We start from the raw sequence: 22554 nt of genomic DNA on the forward strand, positions 1-22554 counted from the left end.
TCGTGGATATACAACATTAGACTCTGGATAAAGTTGGTATGCCGTTGTTTTATTTTATCCAGAGTGATGAAAGAGCGGTAGTAACTCATCGGCGGAGTCCCTCTAGTAACTGAGAAAACGCAATGCTCTGATAACTTGCACGTCAAAGTGCGTGAAGCGCCGCTATCCCGTAGGGAATCGCGCATTAACAAAAAACATGGGAGCGTAACTCAACTGGATAGAGTATCGAGCTTCTACCTCGAAAGTTGTGGGTTCAAGTCCTACCGCTCCTGCTGTCTGGGTTCGTAGCTTAATTGGTAAAGCATCTAACTGGCTGTTAGAAAGATATCGGTTCAAATCCGATCGCAATCCACCACACAAATTTTAGATTTTAGATTTTAGATTTTAGATTTACTCCACAGGTGAATCTTTTACGCGGGGTCATAGCTCAATTGGTAGAGCGCTTGCTTTGCACGCAAGAGGCCAGGAGTTCGATTCTCCTTGACTCCACTTCCGGTGTCTGAAGTCGAAGCGGTCGAGACGCTAGCCCGTGAAGCTAGTTATTAGCGGGTTCAAGCCCCGTCAGACACCCCTTGGAAGATGCCGCTAAATGGTTGGCAACCAGTCTTGAAAACTGGGGTACAGGTAACTGTAAGGGTTCGATTCCTTCATCTTCCTTTTAACCACCGGAAGTCGAAAAGCGAGACACCGTGCTGATAACGCGGGGATAGGAGGGGCAGTACCTCCTCGGTGGATTGCTTATGATTTTATATATAAATAAGGGAGAATCATGGTCAATTTTTTACGAGATTTGCTATCATAGACTGAGAAAAATTGCGGGGAGGTCGCCTAACTGGAATGGCACCGTAAAAACTTTGGAAAAGCGGCTCCCAAAAGGACGATCGGGTTTGTTGAGTAGGGTAAAAAGTTGCTTCGCGACGTTCCCTGAAAACGCAAACTGGCAGCGGGTTGCGGAGGCACTGAAAGGAATTAACAGTCCGAGATGGGGGCAGTTCTCATCTGCTTGCGGGCAGTAAGGAAGCGCGTTTCCTGAAAGTTGCTGCCGATCGATGCGGGTTCGAGTCCCGTCCTCTCCATTTGTAGTCTTGTCAGTTTATCAAAAGAAAGGTTAAATATGAGAAAACTAAAATATTACGTTGCTTGCACCGTTGACGGATTTATTGCTCGCGAAGATGGCTCATTTGATTGTTTTCCTATGGAAGGAGAGCATTTCGCTGATTTATTCGATTCCTTTCCTGAAACTTTTCCCGCTCACTTTCAGCAAGCACGAGGCATTCGTGCAGAGAACAAGCAGTTTGATGCCGTTTTGATGGGACGGAAAACCTATGAGGTAGGGCTAAATGTTGGTGTAACTAATCCTTATCCCAGCTTGAAGCAGTATGTTTTTTCGCGCACTATGGAAGCCAGTCATGATGAGAATATTGAACTTGTTTCGGACAATCCTGTCGCATTGGTTAAGGAATTGAAAAAAGAAACGGGTAAAGACATCTGGCTCTGCGGTGGTGGCGCTTTAGCAGCAACTCTTTTTTCTGAGATTGACGAGATGATTGTGAAGTTGAATCCGGTAGTAATCGGAGCGGGAATTCCTCTTTTTTCCCGTGCACTCGATCCGACAAATTTGGAACTTGCCGATCGCAAAATCTATAGCAACGGTTTCATGTTACTTCATTATCGAGTGAAGCATTAGCAATCGGGACTTTAGGCGTTGCAATTGCTGGGGGCAAAAAAGGACTGAAGTGTTTACTACACAATAATTTTTTAGGAATTACACAAACGCTGAATTTTTAAGGGTGGTTAGCAAAGCGGTTATGCACCCGGCTTTTAACCGGTACCAGATAGGTTCAACTCCTATACCACCCACTTTCAATCTATCTGCCTTAATCAGCGTTTATCTGCGGTTAAAAATTCCAAAACTTGGAAAGTGCGGCTGTGTGGACGGCAACTGGTTTGGAATACCAGGGTGCAGCGAAAGCTGTAGAGGTTCGACTCCTCCACTTTCCTTTTTAATCATTAGTCATCAGTCCTTAGTCATTAATAACAGGCTAAGGACTCAAAACTCATGATTAGAAACCAAAAACAACTTTTAGAGGAGAATCAAATGTAATGTCACGCACCAAATTTGAACGGAACAAACCCCACGTCAATGTCGGTACGATCGGTCACGTTGACCACGGCAAAACAACCCTAACAGCGGCGATTACAATGACGCTGGCTGCACAGGGTCGGGCCAAGGCTAAAAAATACGATGAAATCGATGCTGCACCGGAAGAAAAACAGCGGGGAATCACGATTAATACGGCTCACGTTGAGTATGAAACAGGCGATCGCCATTACGCTCACGTTGATTGTCCGGGTCACGCTGATTACGTGAAAAACATGATCGTGGGTGCCGCTCAAATGGATGGTGCAATCCTCGTCGTGTCGGCTGCAGATGGTTCGATGCCTCAAACTCGCGAACATATCTTGTTAGCGCGGCAAGTGGGAGTGCCGAAGTTGGTTGTCTTTTTGAATAAGAAAGATATGGTGGAGGATGCGGAAATTTTGGAGTTGGTCGAGTTAGAAATTCGCGAACTCCTCAGTTCTTACGGTTTCCCCGGCGATGATATCCCAATTGTCGCAGGTTCGGCACTGAAAGCGCTGGAAAAGATGACTGCTAATCCGAAAATTCAGCGCGGCGAGGATGAGTGGGTCGATGGCATTTACGATTTGATGGATGCGGTAGATGACTGGATTTCTACGCCCGATCGCGATATTGACAAACCTTTTCTGATGGCTGTTGAAGATGTGTTCTCGATCAAAGGTCGGGGAACTGTCGCAACTGGCAAAATCGAGCGGGGTAAAATCAAAGTCGGCGATACTGTGGAATTGGTGGGAATCCAAAACACTCGCACGATAACTGTTATCGGCGTTGAAATGTTCCAGCAACTTCTGGATGAAGGAATGGCTGGAGATAATGTCGGTTTGTTGCTTCGCGGCATCCAAAAAGACGAAATTGAGCGGGGGATGGTGCTTGCTAAACCCGGTTCAATTAAACCTCACACTGAATTCGATTCTGAGGTTTACGTGCTGTCGGAAAAAGAAGGCGGCCGCCGAACTCCTTTCTTTGCGGGATATCGGCCTCAATTCTACGTGCGGACAACGGATGTTACAGGTACGATCGCATCTTTTACGGCTGATGACGGGGGCGAGATCAACATGGTAGTTCCGGGCGATCGCGTTAATATGACTGTGAAGTTGTTGCAGCCGATCGCGATCGAACAAAATATGCGTTTTGCCATCCGCGAAGGTAATCGCACTGTCGGCGCCGGTGTCGTCTCCCACATTCTCAAGTAGACGCTTTCGGAACCAATTAGAATCAGTAGGGTGGACAAAAGTCCACCTTACTCATTAATTCACAGCAAGTTTTTCTGTGTGGATGCAGTAGATCGCCAAGATGGAGTCAAGCGAATTGTCGAGATTGGAGATGGCCAAGTATCAGATTTGATTGGATAGTCGGCCACAGGTTTTGCACAACTCTGGCGCAGATAAGGTAGGATGGGAAAGACTCGTTATTTTATAATGTTGAGCCTTGGCGCTCGGTAGAATAAATTGTATACTGAAAAAATATGATTCAACTAACAGCGGTTAAATGCCTACCAACGCACAATTGAGGGGTTTGTATCGAATTGGCTACCAGTTGACGTATTTAATGTTTCAGCCCATTCACCTCATTTGCATTGACGATCGCACTCAAAATTTATTCATATTGGCAGGAAATAACGAGGAAATAGAGTTGGAAATTACACCGAATGGGGAGGTGCTGTAATGAGTCAAATTAACTACAGTGCAATGTCTTACCCAGAGTTAAGGCGGTACTTTCTTGACCACCGAGACGATCGAGCTGCTTTTCAAGCTTATCTAGCAAAACGTCGGGAACGATCGCCGAGAGTCATTACAACAGTTGACGATCCAGACTTTGATGTCAAAATTCAAACAGCAATTCGCCAGCAAATGGCACAGCATCAGAAGTAGCGCAGTACAGCGCCATAACACCGCATTGCAGCGAATAAACGAAAGCCGCTACTTAAGTTGCTTGAGCTTGTAATTGCGCGATCGCACTTGCGTTAAATATTGACCCTGGGCGATCGCCACAAATTTTTACAAAAATAGTTGAGTTTTCAGAACGGTTGTGTTATACTAGCTTAGATGCGGGAGTATAGCTCAGTTGGTTAGAGCAGGTGACTCTTAATCTCAAGGTCGAAGGTTCAAGTCCTTCTACTCCCATCCCAAATAACATACTACTCACAAGGCTTTGAGGCTTTAAACTGTCTCTAGTATGTCGTTTTTCGCCCATTTTGCGCTCACGATAGCAGCCAATGGCGGTAGCGGTTGGATTACTGTGAGTGTTAGCGTTGTCGGATTTTTAATGCCGATCGACCGATCGGATCAGTCGATCGATAAAAGTGCGATCGCCCAAGCTATTTTTAAACTGAATAAGAACAGGGAATGGTGATTAGCTATGATGGCAAGTCTCTCGGCGCGCTGCTATGCGGGCGATCGCGATTTAGATGCGATCGCCCATTTAATCAATACTTGCGAAGAAGTCGATCTGCTCGACGAAGGTACTTCCATCTCGGAATTGCAACAAGAATTTAACCAACCGTCCCTAGACAAAGCCCGCGATATTCGCCTTTGGGAAGATGTGGAGGGAAAATTAATCGGTTTCGCTCGGTTGTGGATTTCTGAACCTGGGGAAGTAATTGATGGTTGGCTGTGGTTTCGCGTTCACCCCGACGCGCGCGGTGGTGATGTGGAAGCAGCCGCGATCGCCTGGGGTGAAGTGCGGATGCGCGAGGTGTCTGCGATGCGGGGCGCGCGCGTGAAGCTGCGAACCTACGCGCGCGCTGAGGATTGCGATCGCATTTCTGTGCTGACAAGTTGCGGTTTTAAGGTCGATCGCTATTTTTACCGAATGGCGCGATCGCTTTCTGAACCGATCCCAGAACCGCAATTCCCACAAGGTTTTGCCCTCATTCAGTTCCCCGGCGAACAGGATGCGGCAGCTTGGGTAGAAATGTTCAACCAGTCGTTTATCGATCACTGGAATCATCACGATTTAACGGTAGATAAATTTAAGCACCAGTTAGCTAAACCCGATTACAGAAATGATTTAGACTTGATTGCTGTTGCTGATGATGGCACATTTGTCAGTTTTTGTTACTGCGAGATTAGTGTGGAAAAGTGCGATCGTACCGGGCGCAATGAAGGCTGGATTGCTTGTCTCGGCACTAGGCGCGGCTTCCGCAAAATCGGATTGGGACGAGCGATGTTGCTCGCTGGTTTGCATCGGCTCAAAGCTGCCGGTGTCGCTACTGCTATTCTCGGCGTGGATGCTGAAAATTCATCAGGTGCATTGCATCTTTACGAGTCTGCTGGCTTCCACAATATTCGCGATAGCATTTCTTATGTTAAGGACGTTTGATCGATGTTACAGTTCGCGATCGCGCTCGCACCCAAGAAACCGGGTTTTTTACTGAATCTGCGGGTTGCAACGAAGTATTTTCGTGAAAAAACCCGGTTTCTCGCCCCTCGTGTAAGTTTTATCTAAAAAACTTTTGCTACCCCCTTGACACCTGTGTAGTATTTATGTAGTATAAAAATATGGAAAGCGCAGGACAAGCAAAAACTTGTATTTTCCGTGCAAATTCTGAACCTTGACAACTGAATATTGCTCAAAATTTCAAGGAACATCAAGTTGGAAGTCTTGCAATACAGACTCGATGGTCATGTTGTTACTTTATACGAGACTGTTCGGTTACAAACTGACTCGACCAGAGTCAGATGCTGTAGGAAATCAGTCTAATTTCAATGAATTTCATGCGGATTCAGAACAGACAAGTTCGGCCAGAGTTCAAGCAACCAAAAAGGCTGAGGAAATCCGCAAAATCAAACAAGCTTATCACCTAGAACGGCGCTTCTTTCAGTAAAGGTTATCAGATTTCGTGAATCTTTACCGCTACTGGCAATTTGCTAAGTCTCACAAAAAGCCAAAGTCAAGAGCAGATAAGCTACCAATTCCAAATCCAAAATTGCTCTAGGAGGTATCGGTAATGGTTCACATTCGTTTTGAAGGACGTTCCTATGACTTGGCGGAAAACCAACTGGGTATCGCGGCAGGAATGAGCGACAAGGCTATTAAGGAACGTCTGGCAAAGCATTTTGATGTCAAGGGCGAGCGCTTCGAGTCTTACGTGCTCGATCGCCGTCCCAGCGGTGATTTAATTGTCCGCCCAGAAGCTGTTTACGGCTAGAAATTAACTTAAAGCACGTATTAGACAGCGCACCCCAACTAAAGAAGCTTACAAACTGGAAACGTTCAAGTTAAAATCCAATTGTAGGTTCAATTCCTACCGGCCCCTAGGCTGAAAAAAAGCTTCTCTGACTTGTGCGCTGCCTTTTATAGCTGAATTTTTTATATTTTTCAGGCGCTTAAAAGTTCCACTTCGCGCCCCAACAAAGGAAGCTTACATACTAGCTCATTGGTAGAGCATTTCTCTTTAACAGAAAAGGTCGCGGGTTCAACTCCTGCGTATGTGCCAACGGCTTTCTTAACTTGCGCGAAGTGACTTTTAATGCTATAAAAGGCAAAAATAATTGAGCAATTTAGAATAATCAAAAGTCAAAATTTTCTAGTTTAGAGATTAGAAAAATTTTGTTCCGCACCCTAATGAGTGAAGCGAATACACACATTCTAATCGATTTGTCGCAGGTTCAAATCCTGCCAGCCCCGTTTAAGGGGCTGTAGCTCAGGGGTAGAGCCATCGGACAGTCAAAACGCTTCGCAAACTTGTGCGGAACATCTCATCTTTATAAAAAGTTAGATATAAAAGTGGTGTGTGAGGAGCCTTAAATCATGACCAAAAAAACTATAATTTACCTATCGCCCAAAGGTAAGGATTCAGGTCACTGAACTCCTTGCTGGGCAAAGACTTTAGATCTGGAGCTTGATGCTAAATAAATCTCTATTCTCAATAAAAGACAAAAAATGACAGTTTTTCGTCCTTTATTGACAATCAACCACGAAAGGCAAAAACCCTTATTTTGCCCTACAACCCTTGCCAGACAAGCGTTGGAGCCGCAAGTTTTTAGACCTGAATCCTTACGCCCAAAGAGATAGACAGTGTGATTCATGCCTTCCAAGAATGCAACCTGTCGCGAAGTCAATGGACGCACGAGGCACATTTAACCGTTGCCCTTTGGTATCTGTTTTATGACTCCGAGCAAGAAGCAATCAATGCGATTCGCAATGGCATTAAACGTTACAACTCGGTTCAAGGAATTGAAACCACAAAAAACAGCGGGTATCACGAAACGCTAACGCTGTTTTGGGTGCGAACTATTCACCGATATCTCGCCGATGAAAGCCGGAATCGGTCGATCGTACATCTGGCTAACGGTTTGATTGCAAAATATGCCGATCGCACTTTACCCTTTCGCTACTACACGCGCGATCGGCTGATGTCTTGGGAAGCTCGAAATAACTGGGTTGAACCAGATTTGAGAGCGATCGAATTAGAAACAGTTTCCCTGAAATAGTTAATTTCAAATCGCAGTTTTTGCCGCGCCCCAATCGCGAGAGCTTACATACAGACCCTATTAGGTTTAGCCATAGGTTTACTAAAAAAAGCTCCCCAAACTTGCGCGGTGATTTTTAAATTTCACTCGCTAGCGTGCAACAACTGCCAACCACCGATTTTGAATACTTCTCAAATCCAACATCCAAAATCGAATAGGAAGGTAACACCAATGAATATGAATACAGCAGAACGCGATTTGCGTTTGGAAATGCTCAACAGTCTGCTCACCACTCCTCACCGTGTATTAGAAAAAGTAGCAGAAATTCACAAGTTAATTATCGAATTAGACCCCATTTTTTACGGTCATTTAGCAGTGTGGTATCAACGTAACGGCGACGTGCGCGATCACAAGGAAGTTTTTGCCGGAAATTTGCTGACTTCGGCGCTGACGGAACACCGAGATGCCGGTTTTATGATGCTGCAAGAGTTCCCTCCCTACGAGGTTTCGCGCATTGTGGACTTTATGAAGCGGCACCAGAATAAGATGCCCCGCAGCGCGCGCACTGCTGTCACTCGCTATCTGAAGTCGCGGGAAAAGAATCCGCAGTTTTTCGATCGCGCCGCCCTCCGCAACCGCAAGGCGATGAAGCATTTGTACGCAACGCTGCACGTCAAGCCGAGCGATCGCGCTAATGCTATTCTCTTCAAAGACAATCCCCCAGAAGACTCTCTGGCATTCGTTTTGAAGCAGTTGGCCAAGGCGACGACACCTGGGGAACAGGCGAATTTGATTGTTGAGTACAAGATTCCGTATACGATCGCAGTTGGTGCGATCAAGCAGCTAACGCCAACGGTTTTGGCCGCGCTGATTAACTCGATGTCGCCGCAGGAAGTCATCAACAATTTGAAATCGATTCAGTCGCGCGGGGCGATGGATCACGCGGAAGTCAAGCAGTTGATTGACTCGAAGCTGGATGAAGCGGCAAAGTGCGATCGGGTTTCTGCTTACAAAGCGAGTGTTGCGGGCGCGGGCGCGAACTTCGACGCAGCAACGGCGGCGAAGCTGGAAGCGGTGACAAACGAACAGGTGAAGAAGCGCGGCAAGATTGCGAAAGCAACCGGTTTGTTGATTGACAAGTCTGGTTCGATGGAAAGTGCGATCGAAGTCGGGAAGCGTCTCGCTGCTTTGATTTCGGGCATTTCCGAGGCTGCACTGTTCGTTTATGCCTTTGACACGATACCGTATCCAGTGCAAGCAAACGGCAGCGAATTGACAGACTGGGAAGGTGCTTTCAAGCACCTTCGCGCTGGCGGCGGCACAAGTTGCGGTTGCGCGGTGGAAGCAATGCGAATTAAAAAGCAGGTTGTCGAACAATTCATTATCGTAACAGATGAAGGCGAAAACGCTGCACCTTATTTTGCAGATGCTTATCAGAATTACTGCCGCAGTTTGGGGGTAATTCCTGATGTTGTGATTGTGCGAGTTGGCGCTTGGTGCGAATATGTCCAGAAGCAATTGAAGGACAAACAAGTATCGGTGGAAACCTTTACGTTTGCGGGTGATTATTACTCCTTACCGAATTTAGTGCCGATGTTGAGCCGTCCTTCGCGGCTGGAATTATTGATGGAAATTCTGGATACGTCGCTGCCTGTGAGGGATGATAAGTAAATTGTAGGGTGCGTACTCCGCACCTTACTTATTATATAGCTAAAATTGGCACGGAGCTGAAGGACAACACACTATGAAACTAGCTGAAGCTTTAATTTTAAGAGCTGACTGTCAAAAAAGAATGGAACAACTGCGAGCCCGATTGACAAGAAGTGCTAAAGTACAGGAAGGAGAAGAACCTCCCGAAAATCCCCAAGCACTGATTAGGGAATTAGATGCAGGGATGCAAGAACTGGAAGACTTAATTAAGAAAATTAACAAGACTAATTCGCTGACAACTCTGGAAGATGGAGTAACTTTATCGGATGCTTTAGCCCAGAGAGATGCTCTCGCGCTTAAGCGCGGCATTTACAATTCTTTAGTTGACGCAAGCGCTTTGAGGCAAGACCGCTATACTCGATCTGAAGTCAAATTTTTCAGTACGATCGACGTTGGTGAACTGCAAACGCAAATCGATCGAATGTCTAGGCAGTATCGGGAGTTAGATACTAAAATACAGCAAGCAAACTGGAATACTGAACTTATAGATTGAGCAAGTTGGTAGCCAATGCAATAGAAGCGAGCACAACCCCCAACAGGGTTAAGTTGGATGGTACGGATGAGGGGCCATAACCAAGCGGGTTCAAACCCCGTATCACAAATCAAGCCTTGCATTGTTACAAACGTACAGGGCATTGTTAAACTTACTACCGCGTGCTGGTCTATTGATATTGGTGAGGGTGGGGTAGGGGTTTATTGCTCACTTGCAAAAGGTATGGGGAATTCCTGAAGGCTGTGAGACTGTTAAAATTTCGATTTTTTTCATCTTCAACCGAAAGCGTTTTCCCTATTTTAAATTATTCTCTAGTTTGAGCGATAATTTCTTGTAATTCTGGATTAGCGATGGATGACACTAACTGGGAATCCGCACCAGCCAAAGCAGCGCGTAACTTTTCCGAAGTCAGTGCGGGATATTTTTCTAACACCTGCTGTTGAGTCCATCCCGCAGCAAAGAGCCCTAGCAAAAATTCTACAGACAATCGAGTTTCTGGCGCTGCTGGTTGACTTGTTGAAGCTTTCGGGTTGGGATGAATGAGCTTTCGCCAGTCCATTGTTTTACTTAAACGATTTGGGAATATTCAGCCAATTATACTGCATTTGGGCACAGTAGAAACACGGATCTCGTTGACTGATTGTGTAACATGATACGGCAGGTAATACCATTTTAGATTTTAGATTTTAGATTGGGAATCACTGATGCCAACCAGGGTTTGGAGTTTGGCGACAGTGGTATTTTTTTTGAGCTGGTGTCATTTCCCCATTTTGCGATTAAATTGTTATTACGATCGCAGTACAGCGCTTTCTTATAGACTAGAGTGATGGGGTAGCGACGGGGCGATCGCCCTTTTTGCTTCAGTCCGTTTCAATACCAAACGGCGAGCGCACTAGATCTCAACCCACTGTTCAACGAACTGTGCAACCCGCTGTGCAATCCACAATACAACTACTTTAACTTCTTAAAACTATGGGAAAAAAGTCGAAAGCCAAAAAATCCCAGGTCAAAAAATCCAGTTTGCTCTGCCAGCGACTCCAAGAAGCTCTCGATCGAGGCAGCAAAGTTTGGATTAAAACTAATAATAGCAGTTTCGGCGGCATCCCGATTAATTTGTTCGGGGAGTTTGTGGAACTTTTGGTGATAGTTCCCCCTAACGAACAGGCGGAACATATTGATGCTTACGGACAAGTTACGTGGCTGATTCGACTCTCTGATATTATTGCACTCGCTTACCCTACTGAATATTGGTCTAAAGATAGATTAGAAAGTTTGCTGCCACCCGATGCAGTTACTTCCGAAGTAGGAGATTAACTGCGTAGGGTGTGCATTGCGTACCCTAATTTTAGCTGAGTTGTATTTGGTATGGTGTGCATTGCACACCATACATTTACTATTTTTTAAGCTGTTTTAGCAGCAAACATATACACCTGTTCCACCGATTTTTATCCGTTTAATTAGTTGTTGCAAGCTGAAAGCTGCACTTTACAACTGCCGCCCTCTAGTTCGCTGCAACCGGCGAGAGCTTGAGCTTCTGCTGCGGCTTGATCGTCGCCCCAGCCCGCACCTGCTCCTCCTTTGCCTACTGCGATCGCTCCACAATTATTACTATTAGATGTCAGGGGTTCGCAGTCGTTCGCACCTCCGCTTTGTTCATTGCACACCGCTACTGCTGCGTTTAGTGCTTCTTTCTCTGTAGCATGATCCCAACTAATACCAGTGGCGTCAGAAGTCGGAGAATAAGCAGTAGCTCCATAGCTGTCCTGAGCTTTAGCTACCTGGACTGAGCCAAAAAGAGGAAGTGTCAAAGCTGTGACTACAACCCACTTAGAAAAAAGCTTTTGCAGCATATTTACTTAAGATATCTACAAGGTTAACTTGCGAGGTTCGCTCAATATTAGATTAGGATATTAATTCCTGTCAATAGTGTTGAGAAATCTTTATATTCTCTTAAACAAAAAGTGTCTTCGGTAACAAAAACTAAGATGACGGAGGTAAATTCAGTGGCAGATATCCGCAAAATCCTCAGCCAACTCGCTGCCCAAGAAGCGCACCTACTTGATACCCAATTTCTTGCGCCCTGCGTGCGCGGGGGAAGCGTGCGGATAAGAGTTAGCTCAATGATTTATACTTTTCAACCGCAGCCACGCAACTTTGAAGGATGGGCTATTTTTGGGCCAGTCAATGAGAAAATTGCTGCGGTGATTGAGGAACCTAGTTTGCCGCAAGTAGCCGAGTATTTGCAACTGCTCGTACCCGTTCGCTTGCAGTTGGCTTGCGTGCTGCAAGGGCAAACTTGGCTGGCTTATCCTGTTAACGAATCTGATGCTAAACAGCGCACGGGTGTTGCTAAACCCGTACCCGTGCATTTAGTAACTGAAGGTTCGCAGTTTGAGCCGATTGTTGCGCGCTGGGATGGTCATTGTTTGTGGTTTGAAGAGATTGACAGACGCGCCGATCCGCAGCCGTCTGAGGAATTGAAAGCAGCTTTGAAAAAGTTGATTTTGCCTCAAGAAGTTCGCTTTAAAGGGATGACACCGGAAATGCGAACAGTTTATGAGTTGGTGTCCCGAAATATTAAAGGTTTCGATCCGAAAGTGCGGGCAGAAAAGCGCTTGCAGGGGGCGTTGAAAATGGGTGGCGGTGAATTGCGAGATTTTTTCGATCGCGACAATTATTGGCTGGTTGAATGGACTAGCGGAACGGGAGAACACCACACTTCTGCGATCGCCAAAAATGACTTGACAGTTATGAGTGCGGGGATTTGTCTCAGCGGATTGGACAAAGACTTCGACTTGCATTCATTGGTTGGAGTCGTCGAAAATCGCTAATTCTTGATTACCATGAGTATATTTTTTCACGAACAACTTTACAGAAGTCCGGCAGTGATGTCGCTGATCAAAAATTTCCCGGTAACGGTGTGTGGCGCGGGCGCTTTGGGTGCGAATATTACAGAAAGTCTGGCGCGATCGGGCTTTTGTCAGTTAAAAGTCATCGATCACGATCGCATTGAGGAACGCAACCTTTCCACTCAACCCTATTATCGATCGGACATCGGCGCATTCAAAGCAAAAATTCTCGCCAACAACCTCTACCGCGCTTTGGGAGTCAGCATTGACGCGCACTCAAAAGAATTGACGCCCGCAAATGCCGATCGGCTGCTTGCCAACAGCGCCGCTGTCATCGATACTTTTGATAACAGTGTCGGGCGGCAAGCAGTCAAGGATTACTGTGCGAGTGCCTCCCTTCCATGCGTGCACGTCGGATTAGCTGCCGATTACTCTGAAATAATTTGGAACCAACACTATCGGGTTCCTTCAGCGGCGAATGATGACGTTTGCGATTACCCGCTGGCGCGAAACTTGGTAATCCTGACAGTTGCTGTTGCCTGCGAAGTTATTGTTACCTTTGCTGCTACCAAAGAGCAACAAAATTTAACTTGCACGATCGGAGATTTTGCAGTAAAGCCACTTATATTGTAGAATGTCGGTTGACTGTTGCCAGAAACCCGGTCAATCAAGATTGGATGCCCCCATCCTATAAACCCGGTTTCTCACCCTCAAACAATCGTCCAAATTACAAAAAACGCTTGAAAAATTAACAGGGAAAGTATGGCCGGATCGCAGACTTTTTATTATTTACTAGCAGTTCTCGCCCTATTAGTTTTGACGGGAACAAGTAGAGCAAACTATGCAGCGAGCTCCGCAGTTTGCTACACTGATGATTGCCATCGACCAGCAGTAAGACACCATAAAAGGATTTTAAAATGCGGCTCGAAAGGGCACGATGTGAAGAAACTGCAAAAGTTGTTGAACGCGCGGGGCTTGTCCCCACACCCGATCGTAATTGATGGCGTTTTCGGTCCGACAACCGAAAATGCAGTGAAAAGATTTCAGCGACAAGCGGATATTCCTGTAGACGGAGTGGTGGGAGGCAAAACTTGGGACAGACTGTTTGCTAGTTCCTAACTTTAAGCACTGCACAACAAAGGTTCCTAAGTCATTATTGCTAATCATTAATCGCTGTGGTTGGTAGTTGCACAGATAGCACGTTTTGTGCAACTACAGACACAGAAGCTTTAATCAACAATCAATCGCATACTAGATTGCTAATGAATGAAGTTTTAGATTTTTGGTTTGGTCGATCGCACTATCCAGAGTTTAGCAAAGTCCAAAAGAAATGGTTTGAAAAAAATGCGGATTTTGATGCAGAAGTGCGATCTCGATTTCTCCCGCAATACGAACTCGCCGCCTCCGGTCAACTCGACTCATGGCAAGATTGCCCCGACAACTGCCTAGCATTAATTCTACTGCTCGATCAATTTCCGCGTAATATGTTTCGGGGAACGCCCCAAGCATTCGCCACAGACAGCCAAGCTTTAGCCACCGCCGAATACGCTGTTAATCATAACTTCGATCGCGAATTGCTGACTGTACAAAAATTATTTGTTTATCTGCCTTTTCAACACAGCGAAAACTTAGAAAACCAGCAAAAATCTGTCGAACTATTTAGCCAACTCAGCGGCGAACCTGACAGCGATTCATTCATTGAATACGCGATGCAGCATTTGGAAATAATCGAGCGTTTTGGGAGATTTCCCCACCGCAATGAAATTCTCGGACGCGAAACAACCCCCGAAGAAGCCGAGTTTCTGAGACAACCCGGTTCTGGATTTTAAAGCGCGATCGCAAAATCTCGATCGTTCTGATATATTCGAGGTTGTAGAGGCGGTTTGAGGGCGCAATCAGAATCAACAGCAGACAATCTCTGTACAAAACCCGCCCCAACCCAGCGTATCTCAAATTGAATAGTGAAATTAGAAAAGAAGATAAATTCTTGATTCAACAAAAAGTATACGGGGGTTAAGAATTTATCTATCGCCCAATCCTCAGCCGCGATACTGCACTCGATAAATCCGGTTATTCGCTTCCTCGGTAAATAGCAAACTCCCGTCAGGTAAAACCAGCAAACCAACCGGCCTTCCCCAAGTTTTCGGGCCCGACGGATCTGTCAGAAAACCCGTCAGAAAATCCTCATAATAACCTTGAGGGCGTCCGTTCGCGGCATTAAAAGGTACAAACACGATTTTATAACCAGTTCCAGCGTTCCGATTCCAACTGCCGCGAAACGCCACAAATGCCCCGTTGAGAAATCTTTTGGGAAACGTTTTGCCGTCGTAAAACTGAAGCCCCAAAGCGGCAGAGTGCGCCTGAAACAGCACGTCCGGCATTAATGTTTTAGCCGCTAAATCAGGTCGATCGCTATTGCCATTTCTGGCGTGGCGCGGGTCGAGCAAATTCGGCTTAAAATAAGTGTAAGGCCAGCCATAAAACTCGCCTTGACGAATCCTTGTCAAGTAATCCGGCACCAAATCATCTCCCAAACCATCGCGTTCGTTGACTGTTGTGTAGAGTTGATTGGTTTTTGGGTGAAAATCCAATCCCACCGGATTTCGCAAACCGGAAGCGAAAATTTGCTTGTTCTGACCGTCCAAATTCATCACTTGAACAGATGCCCTCGGCAGCGGTTCGACATCGGCATTAGACTGCGATCCAACTGATACGAAAAGCTTGCTCTTGTCGGGGGAAACGACAACATTTCGCGTCCAGTGTTGGTTGTAGCCACCGCCCGGTAAATCGGCAATTTTTTGACCAGTACCGCTCAATTGTTCCTGCCCTTTTGTGTAGGGAAATCGGCGGACTTCAGCGGTATTTCCGAGGAAAAAATAGCGATCGGCAAAAGCCATACCAAAGGGAATATTTAACCCGTTTTGGGCACTTGCAAAAGTTTTGCGAACCTCAGCAACCCCGTCGCCGTTGGCATCCCGCAACAGCGTAATCCGATTCTGCCGGGTTTCTGTTACCAAAACATCGCCTGTCGGCGTCAAAGCCAGCCATCGCGGAGCGTCTAAATTGTCAGCAAAAACGTTAACTACAAAGCCACGAGGGACTTGCAGCACTGGCGATGCGGGAATCGGTACTACTTGAGGAGGTTTTGAGGCGCTATCGCTGGCTCCTGGCTGCGGCAAAGTAGTTGCAACAATACGGATTGGCTGCGGCGAAAGCGGTTTGGTCGGTACAATTTGATTTGTCCCAACATTTGTCAGCGGTGCACGAGAGGGAATTTGGGACACGGGGCCGTTGTCGCCCACAGCAGGGGCGATCGCATCTGTAGCTCGATCGCACGCAATCATCGGCAACAGCAGAATTAGCAGCAAGAAACGCAGGTAATACATAGCAGCGATTTCTCCACAATTGCTGGACAATTCTATTATTCTAGCTGCTATTAAATAGCTAAGCCACCGGCGGCGCGGTGGCTTAATTCCATTTACTGATACCAGTTGCAAAAAATAATGCAAGTGTAGGCCAGTGCTCCAAAGTTTGAGCTCGATCAGTCAATCGATTTTAGGTTTTAGATTTTAGATTTTAGATTGAAGAAAGCGACCCCACTGATAACTCCGAGGGCTTGCGATCCGGAGTCGAGCTTTTTTCTCGCTCCGCAAATGAATCACGGGGCTTGTGACCACATTGCTTTTGGTCATTCGCAATTCTCTAATCGAAAATCGAAAATCTAAAAAGGTATAACCTAGCTCTACCAAAGTCCTCTCACAGGAGCCGGACGGGGAGCCGGAGCTGGAATCGGACGGGGAGCCGGAACCGGAGCCGGAGCCGGAGCCGGACGAGGAGCCGGACGCGGTGGCGGTTCTGGAGCCGGACGCGGTGCCGGTGCTGGGGTTGCGGGACGAGCAACTGTTGTGGCTACCACTTTATAATCGGGGATCACCGCGATATTTTGTATCTGAGATCCAGCGACTGTGGCTCTGACTTTCATTCCCGGTACGAGGCCAATAATTCTCAGGACGCATCTTTGAACCCTGAGAGTCCTGTACGGCGCGCTTTCTTCGCGAATAGTTACTACATCGCCGACAATACTTTTGACAAAACCGACAATGGTTCTAGCGTTTGCTGTTGTGGTGGTTTGCGTTTGGGCTATTTGAGTTGCAGGGTTAGCCATCGCAGGATGTACTGAGACCGCCGAAATTACCACCGACAGTGTTGCACCTGTCAATAATTTGATGTTCTGAAGACGCATTGAAACCTCACATTAACTGCTATTCAGGGTCGGGTTTGCTTCCGCTGCACGAAAGTCCCAACCTCTATACCTAATCCAGTTTAATCCCCAGAGTAGGAAATTTATGACAATCTCAAAAAAAGATTATCGAACAAGTATTGAAAGACTAAATTTTACATCATAAGTTCCCGATTTACAACAAGTTCAGCGGTTCGCATCTCTAGAGTGTTGCCGTGATATATTGAGTTTATTCGATCGACCGTAGCAGTTTTTTTCCGCCAACCTAACTGTTGCTGGGGCCAACTCTACCCAAAGACAGATTGTGCTTGCCGGATACAGCAGCGCCCTAGTTTGAATACTCGATCCCCAGTCGGTCATGGCTAAAAAATCAAATTAGTCGGAGGTATAATTTAATCATTTTCTGGCAATATTTACGCATAAACCGGGTTTTATCACGACATTCTCTTGCGTAAGTCCACGGAGCCGGTTATAAAAACCTTGTTTTTTTCGTACTATTATTGCCTAAGCTTTGTGTTGAGTTACAAGTTATCAGTGGTGGAATTTCAACTAAAAACTGTGCAGCGCAGTGGCAGTCAAAAAGCCATCTCAAAATTTTTCTGATCGGGTGCGGTTGGCGGATAATTAGATAGGAACTTTGTAGGAACTGCTGGTGAGGAGTTTAGCGAACAAAACAATGGTGAAGAGCAAATTTTTGTTTGACAAGTTAATTGTACTGAGTTTGAGTGCAGCGGCGCTGTCGGTGGGCCTACAGCAGCAGGCGACTGCCGAACTGGTGGCTAATTCAAGTAATAGTGCGATCGCGGCGCAGCGGCCCACACCCGAGACAAAATTGCCGAATCTCGGAACCCCAGAACTGCCGCCCCTGGGAGAACCATTTCGTTATATTCCCCAGGAACCAAAGCCTGCGGTAAATCCTATTGAGGAAGTGCGTTTAGTGCTGAAATTGCGAGAACGCCGCGTCTATGTTTACCGACAAAATAAGGTGCAAACCAGTTTCCCGGTTGCTGTAGGAAAAGGCGGGTGGGAAACTCCTACAGGCAATTTTAAAGTTATGCAAATGATCAAAGATCCTGTTTGGCAAAATCCTTGGACAGGAGAACTTATTCCTGCTGGGCCAGACAATCCATTAGGGAGTAGGTGGATGGGGTTTTGGACGGATGGCAAGAATGTGATTGGTTTTCACGGTACTCCGAATCCAGAGTCGATCGGGGGGGCGGCTTCTCACGGCTGCGTCAGAATGTTTGATAAAGACGCACAGGCTTTATTTGAGAAAGTCGCAGTTGGCACACCGGTGATAGTTGAGCATTAATTATTTCGAGGTTGGGGTGCATAAAAACACATGAACAGGCAAGATGCCTGTTCCACAAAGACCTTAAATTTGGTTGGGGGGTGGGCAGGAGAGCCCGCCCATGAAAGACTTATTGATAATGCAGCTATTGGCTGAGTTAAAACTTACATTTGGCACCCCTCTCAGCAACAGGCTTTCCGGCCTGTTCCACAAAGAGTTAAATAGATTGCTGATATTTTTCCAGCAACTCCGGGATGTAATCGTAGCCGTCAACACCGATCGCCGGAATGATATTCGCTCGACTTTTAGCCAAAGATTGTTTAAAAGATTCCGCCCCCATTTGACCCCGCAAAATTGTCAACAAACCAGCCGATTGACGCCACTCCATCGCGCCAATTTGCTCCAAAGTATACATCCCCAAACTGCCTGCAAATATCGCTTTTTCTAGTGAGTTGATTCTGTAATAAGCTTGAGCCAAGTAAGCCAAATTCAGACCTTGCAAATATAAATCCCCTGAGAATTGAGCCGCTTGCCAACCTTTGAGCAAATATTCGATCGCAGCTTCAGCATTTTCTAGGGCGATTTTAGCGATACCGAGACTGCTGGAACAAAAAGCTTGACTTTGGCGATCGCCCAATTTCTCCGATAGCAACAAACCTTGTTCCAAATAACCGATCGCACTCTCGTAAACCTCCAGTTCCACCTCCTCCAACTGCCGCGCTTGAAACACTTCACTGTAACCCAAATTAGCCAGAGCATTTGCCTCGCCTTGTCGCTCTCCCGCTTGTCGTGCCATAATTAAAGCCCGCTGGCTGTAATTAATTGCTTCCTGATAATTTTTTTGAGCAACATAGTTGCGGCTGATGTGATTGAGATTGGCAACTTCGCAAGCTTTGTCTCCTTCGGTACGGGCAATTTCCAGCGCTTGCTTGTGCAGCAAGAGCGATCGCTCGTAGGCCCCAGCCGCCTGCATCGAATAACCCAAAAGCGTTAGAATCCGAGCTTTGGCTTGAGTGCCTTCAACTCGCCGCAGCGGTTCGTCTAAATAATCCAAAGTATGCCGCAGGGCTTTACCATCAAACGAAGCAAAAATTCCCCCGTAAAGCGGAAAATATTCACGCTGAGAAAAAGCACGCAAAATTTGCAAAGTTACTTGAAAACAAGCATTTGCCAACTGCTCGCCACTCTTGGTAGAATTATTAAACCCACTAGCTAGCTGACTCCAAATTACCGCAAAAGTAATGTAAGTAGAAATTGAAGCTTTTGTTGACACTTTGGAATCATAAACTTGCTTGTCAAACCATGTCGCCAACGCCCGCTGCAAGCACTGCAAAATAATCGCCGCTTCCACCAATATGCCTAAATCTAAACTCGATTGCTGGGCTGCGAATTGAACTACAGATTCACCGAGCGCAATAGTATTCAAAAGAGCCTGGGGAAAGGGACTGTTAACTTTTTTTGCCCAAAAAGCCCAAGGTCCATTTTGTTCGGGACTACCGGCAAATCCTAGCTGCTGCGGCTGATAAATCCAGCCCACGAGTTCCGGTTCCAACCGCTGCCAAGATTCTAAACCTTTAGCGATGCCGGCAGTGATTTGCTGCAAATCTTGTTCGGTTTCAGGATTGGCAGTTTGCAGCATTTGTTGGTGCAGGGATTTTGCCAATTGCTGCAATTGAGCCAGAGTCAGCGGATGTTCTTTATTCGGATCGATTACTTGCAATAATGCCAGGAGACGGGCGTTAGATTCTGCCGTAACGATTTGTTGGATTGAGGATGCAATTGCGCGATCGACGCGGTTATCTTTCTGCCAGCGTTCCCATTCTCCTTGGATGGTTTTGAGAGCTCGGAGGGTGCGATTTGCCTTTGCTTGTTTGATTTCGTCTTTTTCATTTCTGACTTGATTTTCGGCGGCATCAAGGCGTTCGCCGAAACAGCGTTCAAAGATTTCGCCAGTACCCGTACTAATGTCTTGCACCAGCATTTGATAAACTTGTTCTTTGGAGCGAATTTGACCTTTGAGGGTGATTTCGACAATTTTGTCGATTAGGGCTAGGTAGCGATCGCGCAATGAGGTAGATTCAGGCATAAGTTATTTTTAGTTAATAAATTTTTATGGACAGCGCTTGCAGCTTGCACCATTTCATGCTGCTACTTAATTTTACAGCTCATCTGGATTAATGCCCATTGCTCGGAGTCGATCGGCTAATGGATTTGCCCGCTGACTTTCAGATTCGGCTCACTGCCTTTCCAATTGAGATCGCTGTCTTGCAAATTCTTCTGGAGTCAGAACTCAATTCCCATTAACATCATACCAGTTACAACCTCTGATGTTGCAAGAAAGAACCTTACCACAAACCCAAACTCAACTTTATTTCCAGTATCCATAATCGAGAACGTGTTAACACTTGTTCGCGGTAAAGGTTGCCCACTAAGCGAACTACTTTCAATTGGTTGTTGTATTCGCTAAAACTAAATTAATAACGAATTTTCAAAATTCTCTCGTAAATAGGCAACTTGGTCGGCGGTTGATTTGGTTCCGATTCTGTCAGGCTCAAATCTTCATCTTCCCTACCTAGTAACAGAACTTAAATGGCGATTAAACGACTTACTGCTTTGTAACAAATGACGTAATTTTCGCCCAAGTCTCTGTCTCGGCAAACTCTCAAAACATGGACAACTAAATACCAATCGGGTCTTTTGTACCAATTGGGAGGATTGGAGTCGTAGTAGAGATTTATATCGCTGACAGAGAATACGCGATCGGCTGGATAATTAGGGAGAAATCAACTATCTCAAAAATTTTGTGATTGCCAAGGTGATATTCGTCAGGCAAGCCTGGGAGATTCGAGCCTTCACTTGGTAGAGCGTAAATCGTCAGCAGCACTTTTGTTTGCGTTGGGCGAATCTGTTATGTACATTGTTATACAATTATCCCTGCGAGATGTTAAGGAGATTCAGGCGGTATGGTAATTCTTACCATTATAACGCGATGTGATTTGTCGTGGCAGAACGTCGCTATCCTTTGCACCGGAAGTTTTTGCTAAATAACGATGATCGCCCACACCTTTTCTTAATAAATATTCTCATTTTGCTATGACGGTCGGTTTGAGATTTTTTTGGAGAGCTATAACGTATTTTAGTATGTAATGCAGGTAACATTTTTAAGTGCAATCGCTCAATTTTTTGAGTTTGATGCTGCGCCGAATTCGAGCGACCAAAAAAGATGACGACTGGCAATAACAACAGGTTGACATAGATGAGGTATTTGTAGTATGGTAGGTGGGATCATTTATTGCACATCTGCCACCCAATATCTGCGACACAATTAGTTGTGGCTCTGCGGACTTTTTTATGAGTACAGAAGCCGTTTTCGGTCAACGCTTAGACGGCTACACCAAAACTCAATTAAGACTCTGTTAGTATCTTTACTGTTTACATCTACTGATTTTGAGGTAACAAACAATGAAAGACTTAATAATGGGTTATGCAACCAACTGCAAATTCGATGATTTCTACAGATTCGTTGTATCCACTCGTCAGCATTGTGATCCAGATAAAGTTGATATTGTTGTGTTTATTAATGCTTTAGGAGATGAGTTTGCAAAGGTAGCTCTAGAAAAAAATATCACCCTTATACCAATTGAAAATGTGTGGAAGTGGGTTACTAGCTCAAAGATCCTAAATCTCATCTATCACGCAAAGATGGTGGGACTGCAAGCTTTAATTCGACTAAGTTCAGGGTCTAACCGTACCTACTTAGAGGAGGATTATAGGAGTACGGTTGCCAATTGGATTCATCCACTAGCAGGTCGGTGGATTACTTACCATACATTCCTTAAGGTTAACTCCAGTTATCGAATGGTTATGACTTCAGATGTGCGTGATGTTGTTTTCCAAGCTTCTCCCTTCGATGACTTAGACTCTAGTAAGCTTCACGTTTTTGAAGAAGCAGGTATTTATTTTGGAGCGCCCACTCCAGAAAATGTAGATAGTGAATGGGTGAGTGGTGTTTATGGAAAAAAAACTCTTGAAAAACTGTTGGGAAAACCTATACTCTGTGCAGGCACAGTATTAGGAGGAAACCATCTCATGATGCAATTAATTGAATTAATGGTGGTGGAGGCTCAACGCCATCGTCGTAAGCCTCTAGATCAAGCAATGTTCAATAAGGTGATTAACTATGAATTTCCCAGTAACCAAACAGTGAGACATAATTTGAAGAGTGGTGCCGTCCTCACACTGTGTGGAGATCATGAGAGATGTTGGGAGATTGAAGATGGCAAAGTGATGGTTGATAATCGACTTGTTCCTGTTATACATATGTACGATCGCGATTCTCGGACTAAGGAATTATTTCTGAGCAAGATTCCAAGTCCACAGAAGTAACCTCTAACCTGATTTGCTTAGGAATTACCTA

25 protein-coding genes and 8 tRNA genes are annotated in these 22554 nt (G+C 45.7%); 27 read left to right on the plus strand and 6 right to left on the minus strand.

Features of this window, described 5'->3' with window-relative positions; genetic code table 11:
- Positions 1 to 198: 198 nt before the first annotated feature.
- The 20 genes from QUA25_RS14655 to QUA25_RS14750 all read left to right on the plus strand — a co-directional run bounded on the left by QUA25_RS14655 (position 199) and on the right by QUA25_RS14750 (position 9757).
- A tRNA-Arg gene (locus QUA25_RS14655) sits at positions 199 to 272 on the plus strand.
- A gap of 6 nt (positions 273 to 278) precedes the next feature.
- Positions 279 to 355: transfer RNA gene (locus tag QUA25_RS14660), tRNA-Ala, on the plus strand.
- Between the two features lie 61 nt (positions 356 to 416).
- Positions 417 to 489: transfer RNA gene (locus tag QUA25_RS14665), tRNA-Ala, on the plus strand.
- 6 nt (positions 490 to 495) lie between these two features.
- Positions 496 to 570 (plus strand) — tRNA-His (locus tag QUA25_RS14670).
- A gap of 4 nt (positions 571 to 574) precedes the next feature.
- Positions 575 to 657, plus strand: a tRNA-Ser gene (locus tag QUA25_RS14675).
- 457 nt (positions 658 to 1114) lie between these two features.
- A complete protein-coding gene (locus QUA25_RS14680) occupies positions 1115 to 1687 on the plus strand; it encodes a dihydrofolate reductase family protein (RefSeq protein ID WP_333039004.1) in 573 nt (190 codons plus the stop codon).
- Positions 1688 to 1788: 101 nt separating this feature from the next.
- A tRNA-Lys gene (locus QUA25_RS14685) sits at positions 1789 to 1860 on the plus strand.
- Positions 1861 to 1916: 56 nt separating this feature from the next.
- Positions 1917 to 2001: transfer RNA gene (locus tag QUA25_RS14690), tRNA-Ser, on the plus strand.
- Between the two features lie 102 nt (positions 2002 to 2103).
- Positions 2104 to 3333, plus strand: a complete 1230-nt coding sequence (gene tuf, locus QUA25_RS14695) for an elongation factor Tu (RefSeq protein ID WP_333039007.1) — start codon at positions 2104 to 2106, stop codon at positions 3331 to 3333.
- Between the two features lie 30 nt (positions 3334 to 3363).
- The gene (locus QUA25_RS14700; RefSeq protein WP_333039009.1) at positions 3364 to 3492 is read left to right on the plus strand and encodes an ATP-grasp domain-containing protein; all 129 of its coding nucleotides are present in this window, start codon (positions 3364 to 3366) and stop codon (positions 3490 to 3492) included.
- Positions 3493 to 3628: 136 nt separating this feature from the next.
- The gene (locus QUA25_RS14705; protein WP_333033723.1) at positions 3629 to 3805 is read left to right on the plus strand and encodes a DUF6888 family protein; all 177 of its coding nucleotides are present in this window, start codon (positions 3629 to 3631) and stop codon (positions 3803 to 3805) included.
- Positions 3805 to 4011 carry a DUF6887 family protein gene (locus QUA25_RS14710; protein WP_333039010.1) on the plus strand — a complete coding sequence of 69 codons (207 nt, stop codon included), beginning with the start codon at positions 3805 to 3807 and terminating at the stop codon, positions 4009 to 4011. The genes QUA25_RS14705 and QUA25_RS14710 overlap by 1 nt, the downstream gene beginning before the upstream one ends.
- A 178-nt stretch (positions 4012 to 4189) precedes the next feature.
- Positions 4190 to 4263 (plus strand) — tRNA-Lys (locus QUA25_RS14715).
- Between the two features lie 52 nt (positions 4264 to 4315).
- The gene (locus QUA25_RS14720; RefSeq protein ID WP_333039011.1) at positions 4316 to 4492 is read left to right on the plus strand and encodes a hypothetical protein; all 177 of its coding nucleotides are present in this window, start codon (positions 4316 to 4318) and stop codon (positions 4490 to 4492) included.
- Between the two features lie 6 nt (positions 4493 to 4498).
- Positions 4499 to 5461: a GNAT family N-acetyltransferase gene (locus tag QUA25_RS14725; protein ID WP_333039012.1), complete on the plus strand. Its 963-nt coding sequence runs from the start codon at positions 4499 to 4501 to the stop codon at positions 5459 to 5461.
- 304 nt (positions 5462 to 5765) lie between these two features.
- The gene (locus tag QUA25_RS14730; RefSeq protein WP_333039013.1) at positions 5766 to 5966 is read left to right on the plus strand and encodes a radical SAM protein; all 201 of its coding nucleotides are present in this window, start codon (positions 5766 to 5768) and stop codon (positions 5964 to 5966) included.
- Positions 5967 to 6089: 123 nt separating this feature from the next.
- The gene (locus QUA25_RS14735) at positions 6090 to 6290 is read left to right on the plus strand and encodes a hypothetical protein (protein ID WP_333039015.1); all 201 of its coding nucleotides are present in this window, start codon (positions 6090 to 6092) and stop codon (positions 6288 to 6290) included.
- A gap of 871 nt (positions 6291 to 7161) precedes the next feature.
- Entirely contained in the window at positions 7162 to 7575 is a 414-nt protein-coding gene (locus tag QUA25_RS14740) for a hypothetical protein (RefSeq protein WP_333039017.1), read from the plus strand.
- Between the two features lie 210 nt (positions 7576 to 7785).
- Positions 7786 to 9225, plus strand: coding sequence for a hypothetical protein (locus QUA25_RS14745; protein ID WP_333039021.1), 1440 nt, complete (start codon positions 7786 to 7788; stop codon positions 9223 to 9225).
- Between the two features lie 73 nt (positions 9226 to 9298).
- Positions 9299 to 9757 (plus strand): DIP1984 family protein, encoded by a 459-nt coding sequence (locus tag QUA25_RS14750; protein WP_333039022.1) that lies wholly within the window; start codon positions 9299 to 9301, stop codon positions 9755 to 9757.
- Between the two features lie 304 nt (positions 9758 to 10061).
- On the opposite strand, the gene QUA25_RS14755 is transcribed toward QUA25_RS14750, so the two are convergent.
- Positions 10062 to 10316: a DUF433 domain-containing protein gene (locus tag QUA25_RS14755; protein WP_333039025.1), complete on the minus strand. Its 255-nt coding sequence runs from the start codon at positions 10314 to 10316 to the stop codon at positions 10062 to 10064.
- Between the two features lie 413 nt (positions 10317 to 10729).
- Here QUA25_RS14755 and QUA25_RS14760 point away from each other — a divergent pair, with 413 nt between their 5' ends.
- Positions 10730 to 11071, plus strand: coding sequence for a hypothetical protein (locus tag QUA25_RS14760; RefSeq protein ID WP_333039029.1), 342 nt, complete (start codon positions 10730 to 10732; stop codon positions 11069 to 11071).
- Between the two features lie 143 nt (positions 11072 to 11214).
- On the opposite strand, the gene QUA25_RS14765 is transcribed toward QUA25_RS14760, so the two are convergent.
- The gene (locus QUA25_RS14765; RefSeq protein ID WP_333039031.1) at positions 11215 to 11607 is read right to left on the minus strand and encodes a DUF4189 domain-containing protein; all 393 of its coding nucleotides are present in this window, start codon (positions 11605 to 11607) and stop codon (positions 11215 to 11217) included.
- 153 nt (positions 11608 to 11760) lie between these two features.
- Between QUA25_RS14765 and QUA25_RS14770 the strand changes: the two genes are divergently transcribed.
- The 4 genes from QUA25_RS14770 (at position 11761) to QUA25_RS14785 (ending at position 14435) form a co-directional block, all read left to right on the plus strand.
- Positions 11761 to 12588 carry a hypothetical protein gene (locus tag QUA25_RS14770; protein ID WP_333039033.1) on the plus strand — a complete coding sequence of 276 codons (828 nt, stop codon included), beginning with the start codon at positions 11761 to 11763 and terminating at the stop codon, positions 12586 to 12588.
- A gap of 12 nt (positions 12589 to 12600) precedes the next feature.
- On the plus strand, positions 12601 to 13239 hold the full coding sequence (locus tag QUA25_RS14775) for a ThiF family adenylyltransferase (protein WP_333039034.1): 639 nt from the start codon (positions 12601 to 12603) through the stop codon (positions 13237 to 13239).
- A 129-nt stretch (positions 13240 to 13368) separates the two neighbouring features.
- Positions 13369 to 13725, plus strand: coding sequence for a peptidoglycan-binding domain-containing protein (locus QUA25_RS14780; protein WP_333039035.1), 357 nt, complete (start codon positions 13369 to 13371; stop codon positions 13723 to 13725).
- Between the two features lie 143 nt (positions 13726 to 13868).
- Positions 13869 to 14435: a DUF924 family protein gene (locus QUA25_RS14785; RefSeq protein WP_333039039.1), complete on the plus strand. Its 567-nt coding sequence runs from the start codon at positions 13869 to 13871 to the stop codon at positions 14433 to 14435.
- Between the two features lie 210 nt (positions 14436 to 14645).
- Here the strand turns inward: QUA25_RS14785 and QUA25_RS14790 are convergent, their stop codons facing one another.
- From QUA25_RS14790 to QUA25_RS14800, 3 genes are all read right to left on the minus strand, one after another.
- Positions 14646 to 15992 carry a sorbosone dehydrogenase family protein gene (locus QUA25_RS14790; protein WP_333039043.1) on the minus strand — a complete coding sequence of 449 codons (1347 nt, stop codon included), beginning with the start codon at positions 15990 to 15992 and terminating at the stop codon, positions 14646 to 14648.
- 356 nt (positions 15993 to 16348) lie between these two features.
- A complete protein-coding gene (locus QUA25_RS14795) occupies positions 16349 to 16849 on the minus strand; it encodes an autotransporter (protein WP_333039046.1) in 501 nt (166 codons plus the stop codon).
- 183 nt (positions 16850 to 17032) lie between these two features.
- Entirely contained in the window at positions 17033 to 17206 is a 174-nt protein-coding gene (locus QUA25_RS14800; RefSeq protein WP_333039049.1) for a hypothetical protein, read from the minus strand.
- Between the two features lie 316 nt (positions 17207 to 17522).
- Here QUA25_RS14800 and QUA25_RS14805 point away from each other — a divergent pair, with 316 nt between their 5' ends.
- Complete coding sequence (locus QUA25_RS14805; protein WP_333039050.1) at positions 17523 to 18158, plus strand: L,D-transpeptidase; 636 nt, start codon at positions 17523 to 17525, stop codon at positions 18156 to 18158.
- Between the two features lie 196 nt (positions 18159 to 18354).
- Here QUA25_RS14805 and QUA25_RS14810 read toward each other — a convergent pair whose 3' ends face one another.
- Positions 18355 to 20223 (minus strand): tetratricopeptide repeat protein, encoded by a 1869-nt coding sequence (locus QUA25_RS14810; RefSeq protein ID WP_333039051.1) that lies wholly within the window; start codon positions 20221 to 20223, stop codon positions 18355 to 18357.
- Between the two features lie 1376 nt (positions 20224 to 21599).
- On the opposite strand from QUA25_RS14810, the gene QUA25_RS14815 reads away from it, so the two are divergent.
- On the plus strand, positions 21600 to 22523 hold the full coding sequence (locus QUA25_RS14815) for a hypothetical protein (RefSeq protein ID WP_333039054.1): 924 nt from the start codon (positions 21600 to 21602) through the stop codon (positions 22521 to 22523).
- Positions 22524 to 22554 lie beyond the last annotated feature (31 nt).

This window comes from Microcoleus sp. Pol17C6 (genome assembly GCF_036701145.1).
Lineage (GTDB): Bacteria > Cyanobacteriota > Cyanobacteriia > Cyanobacteriales > Microcoleaceae > Microcoleus.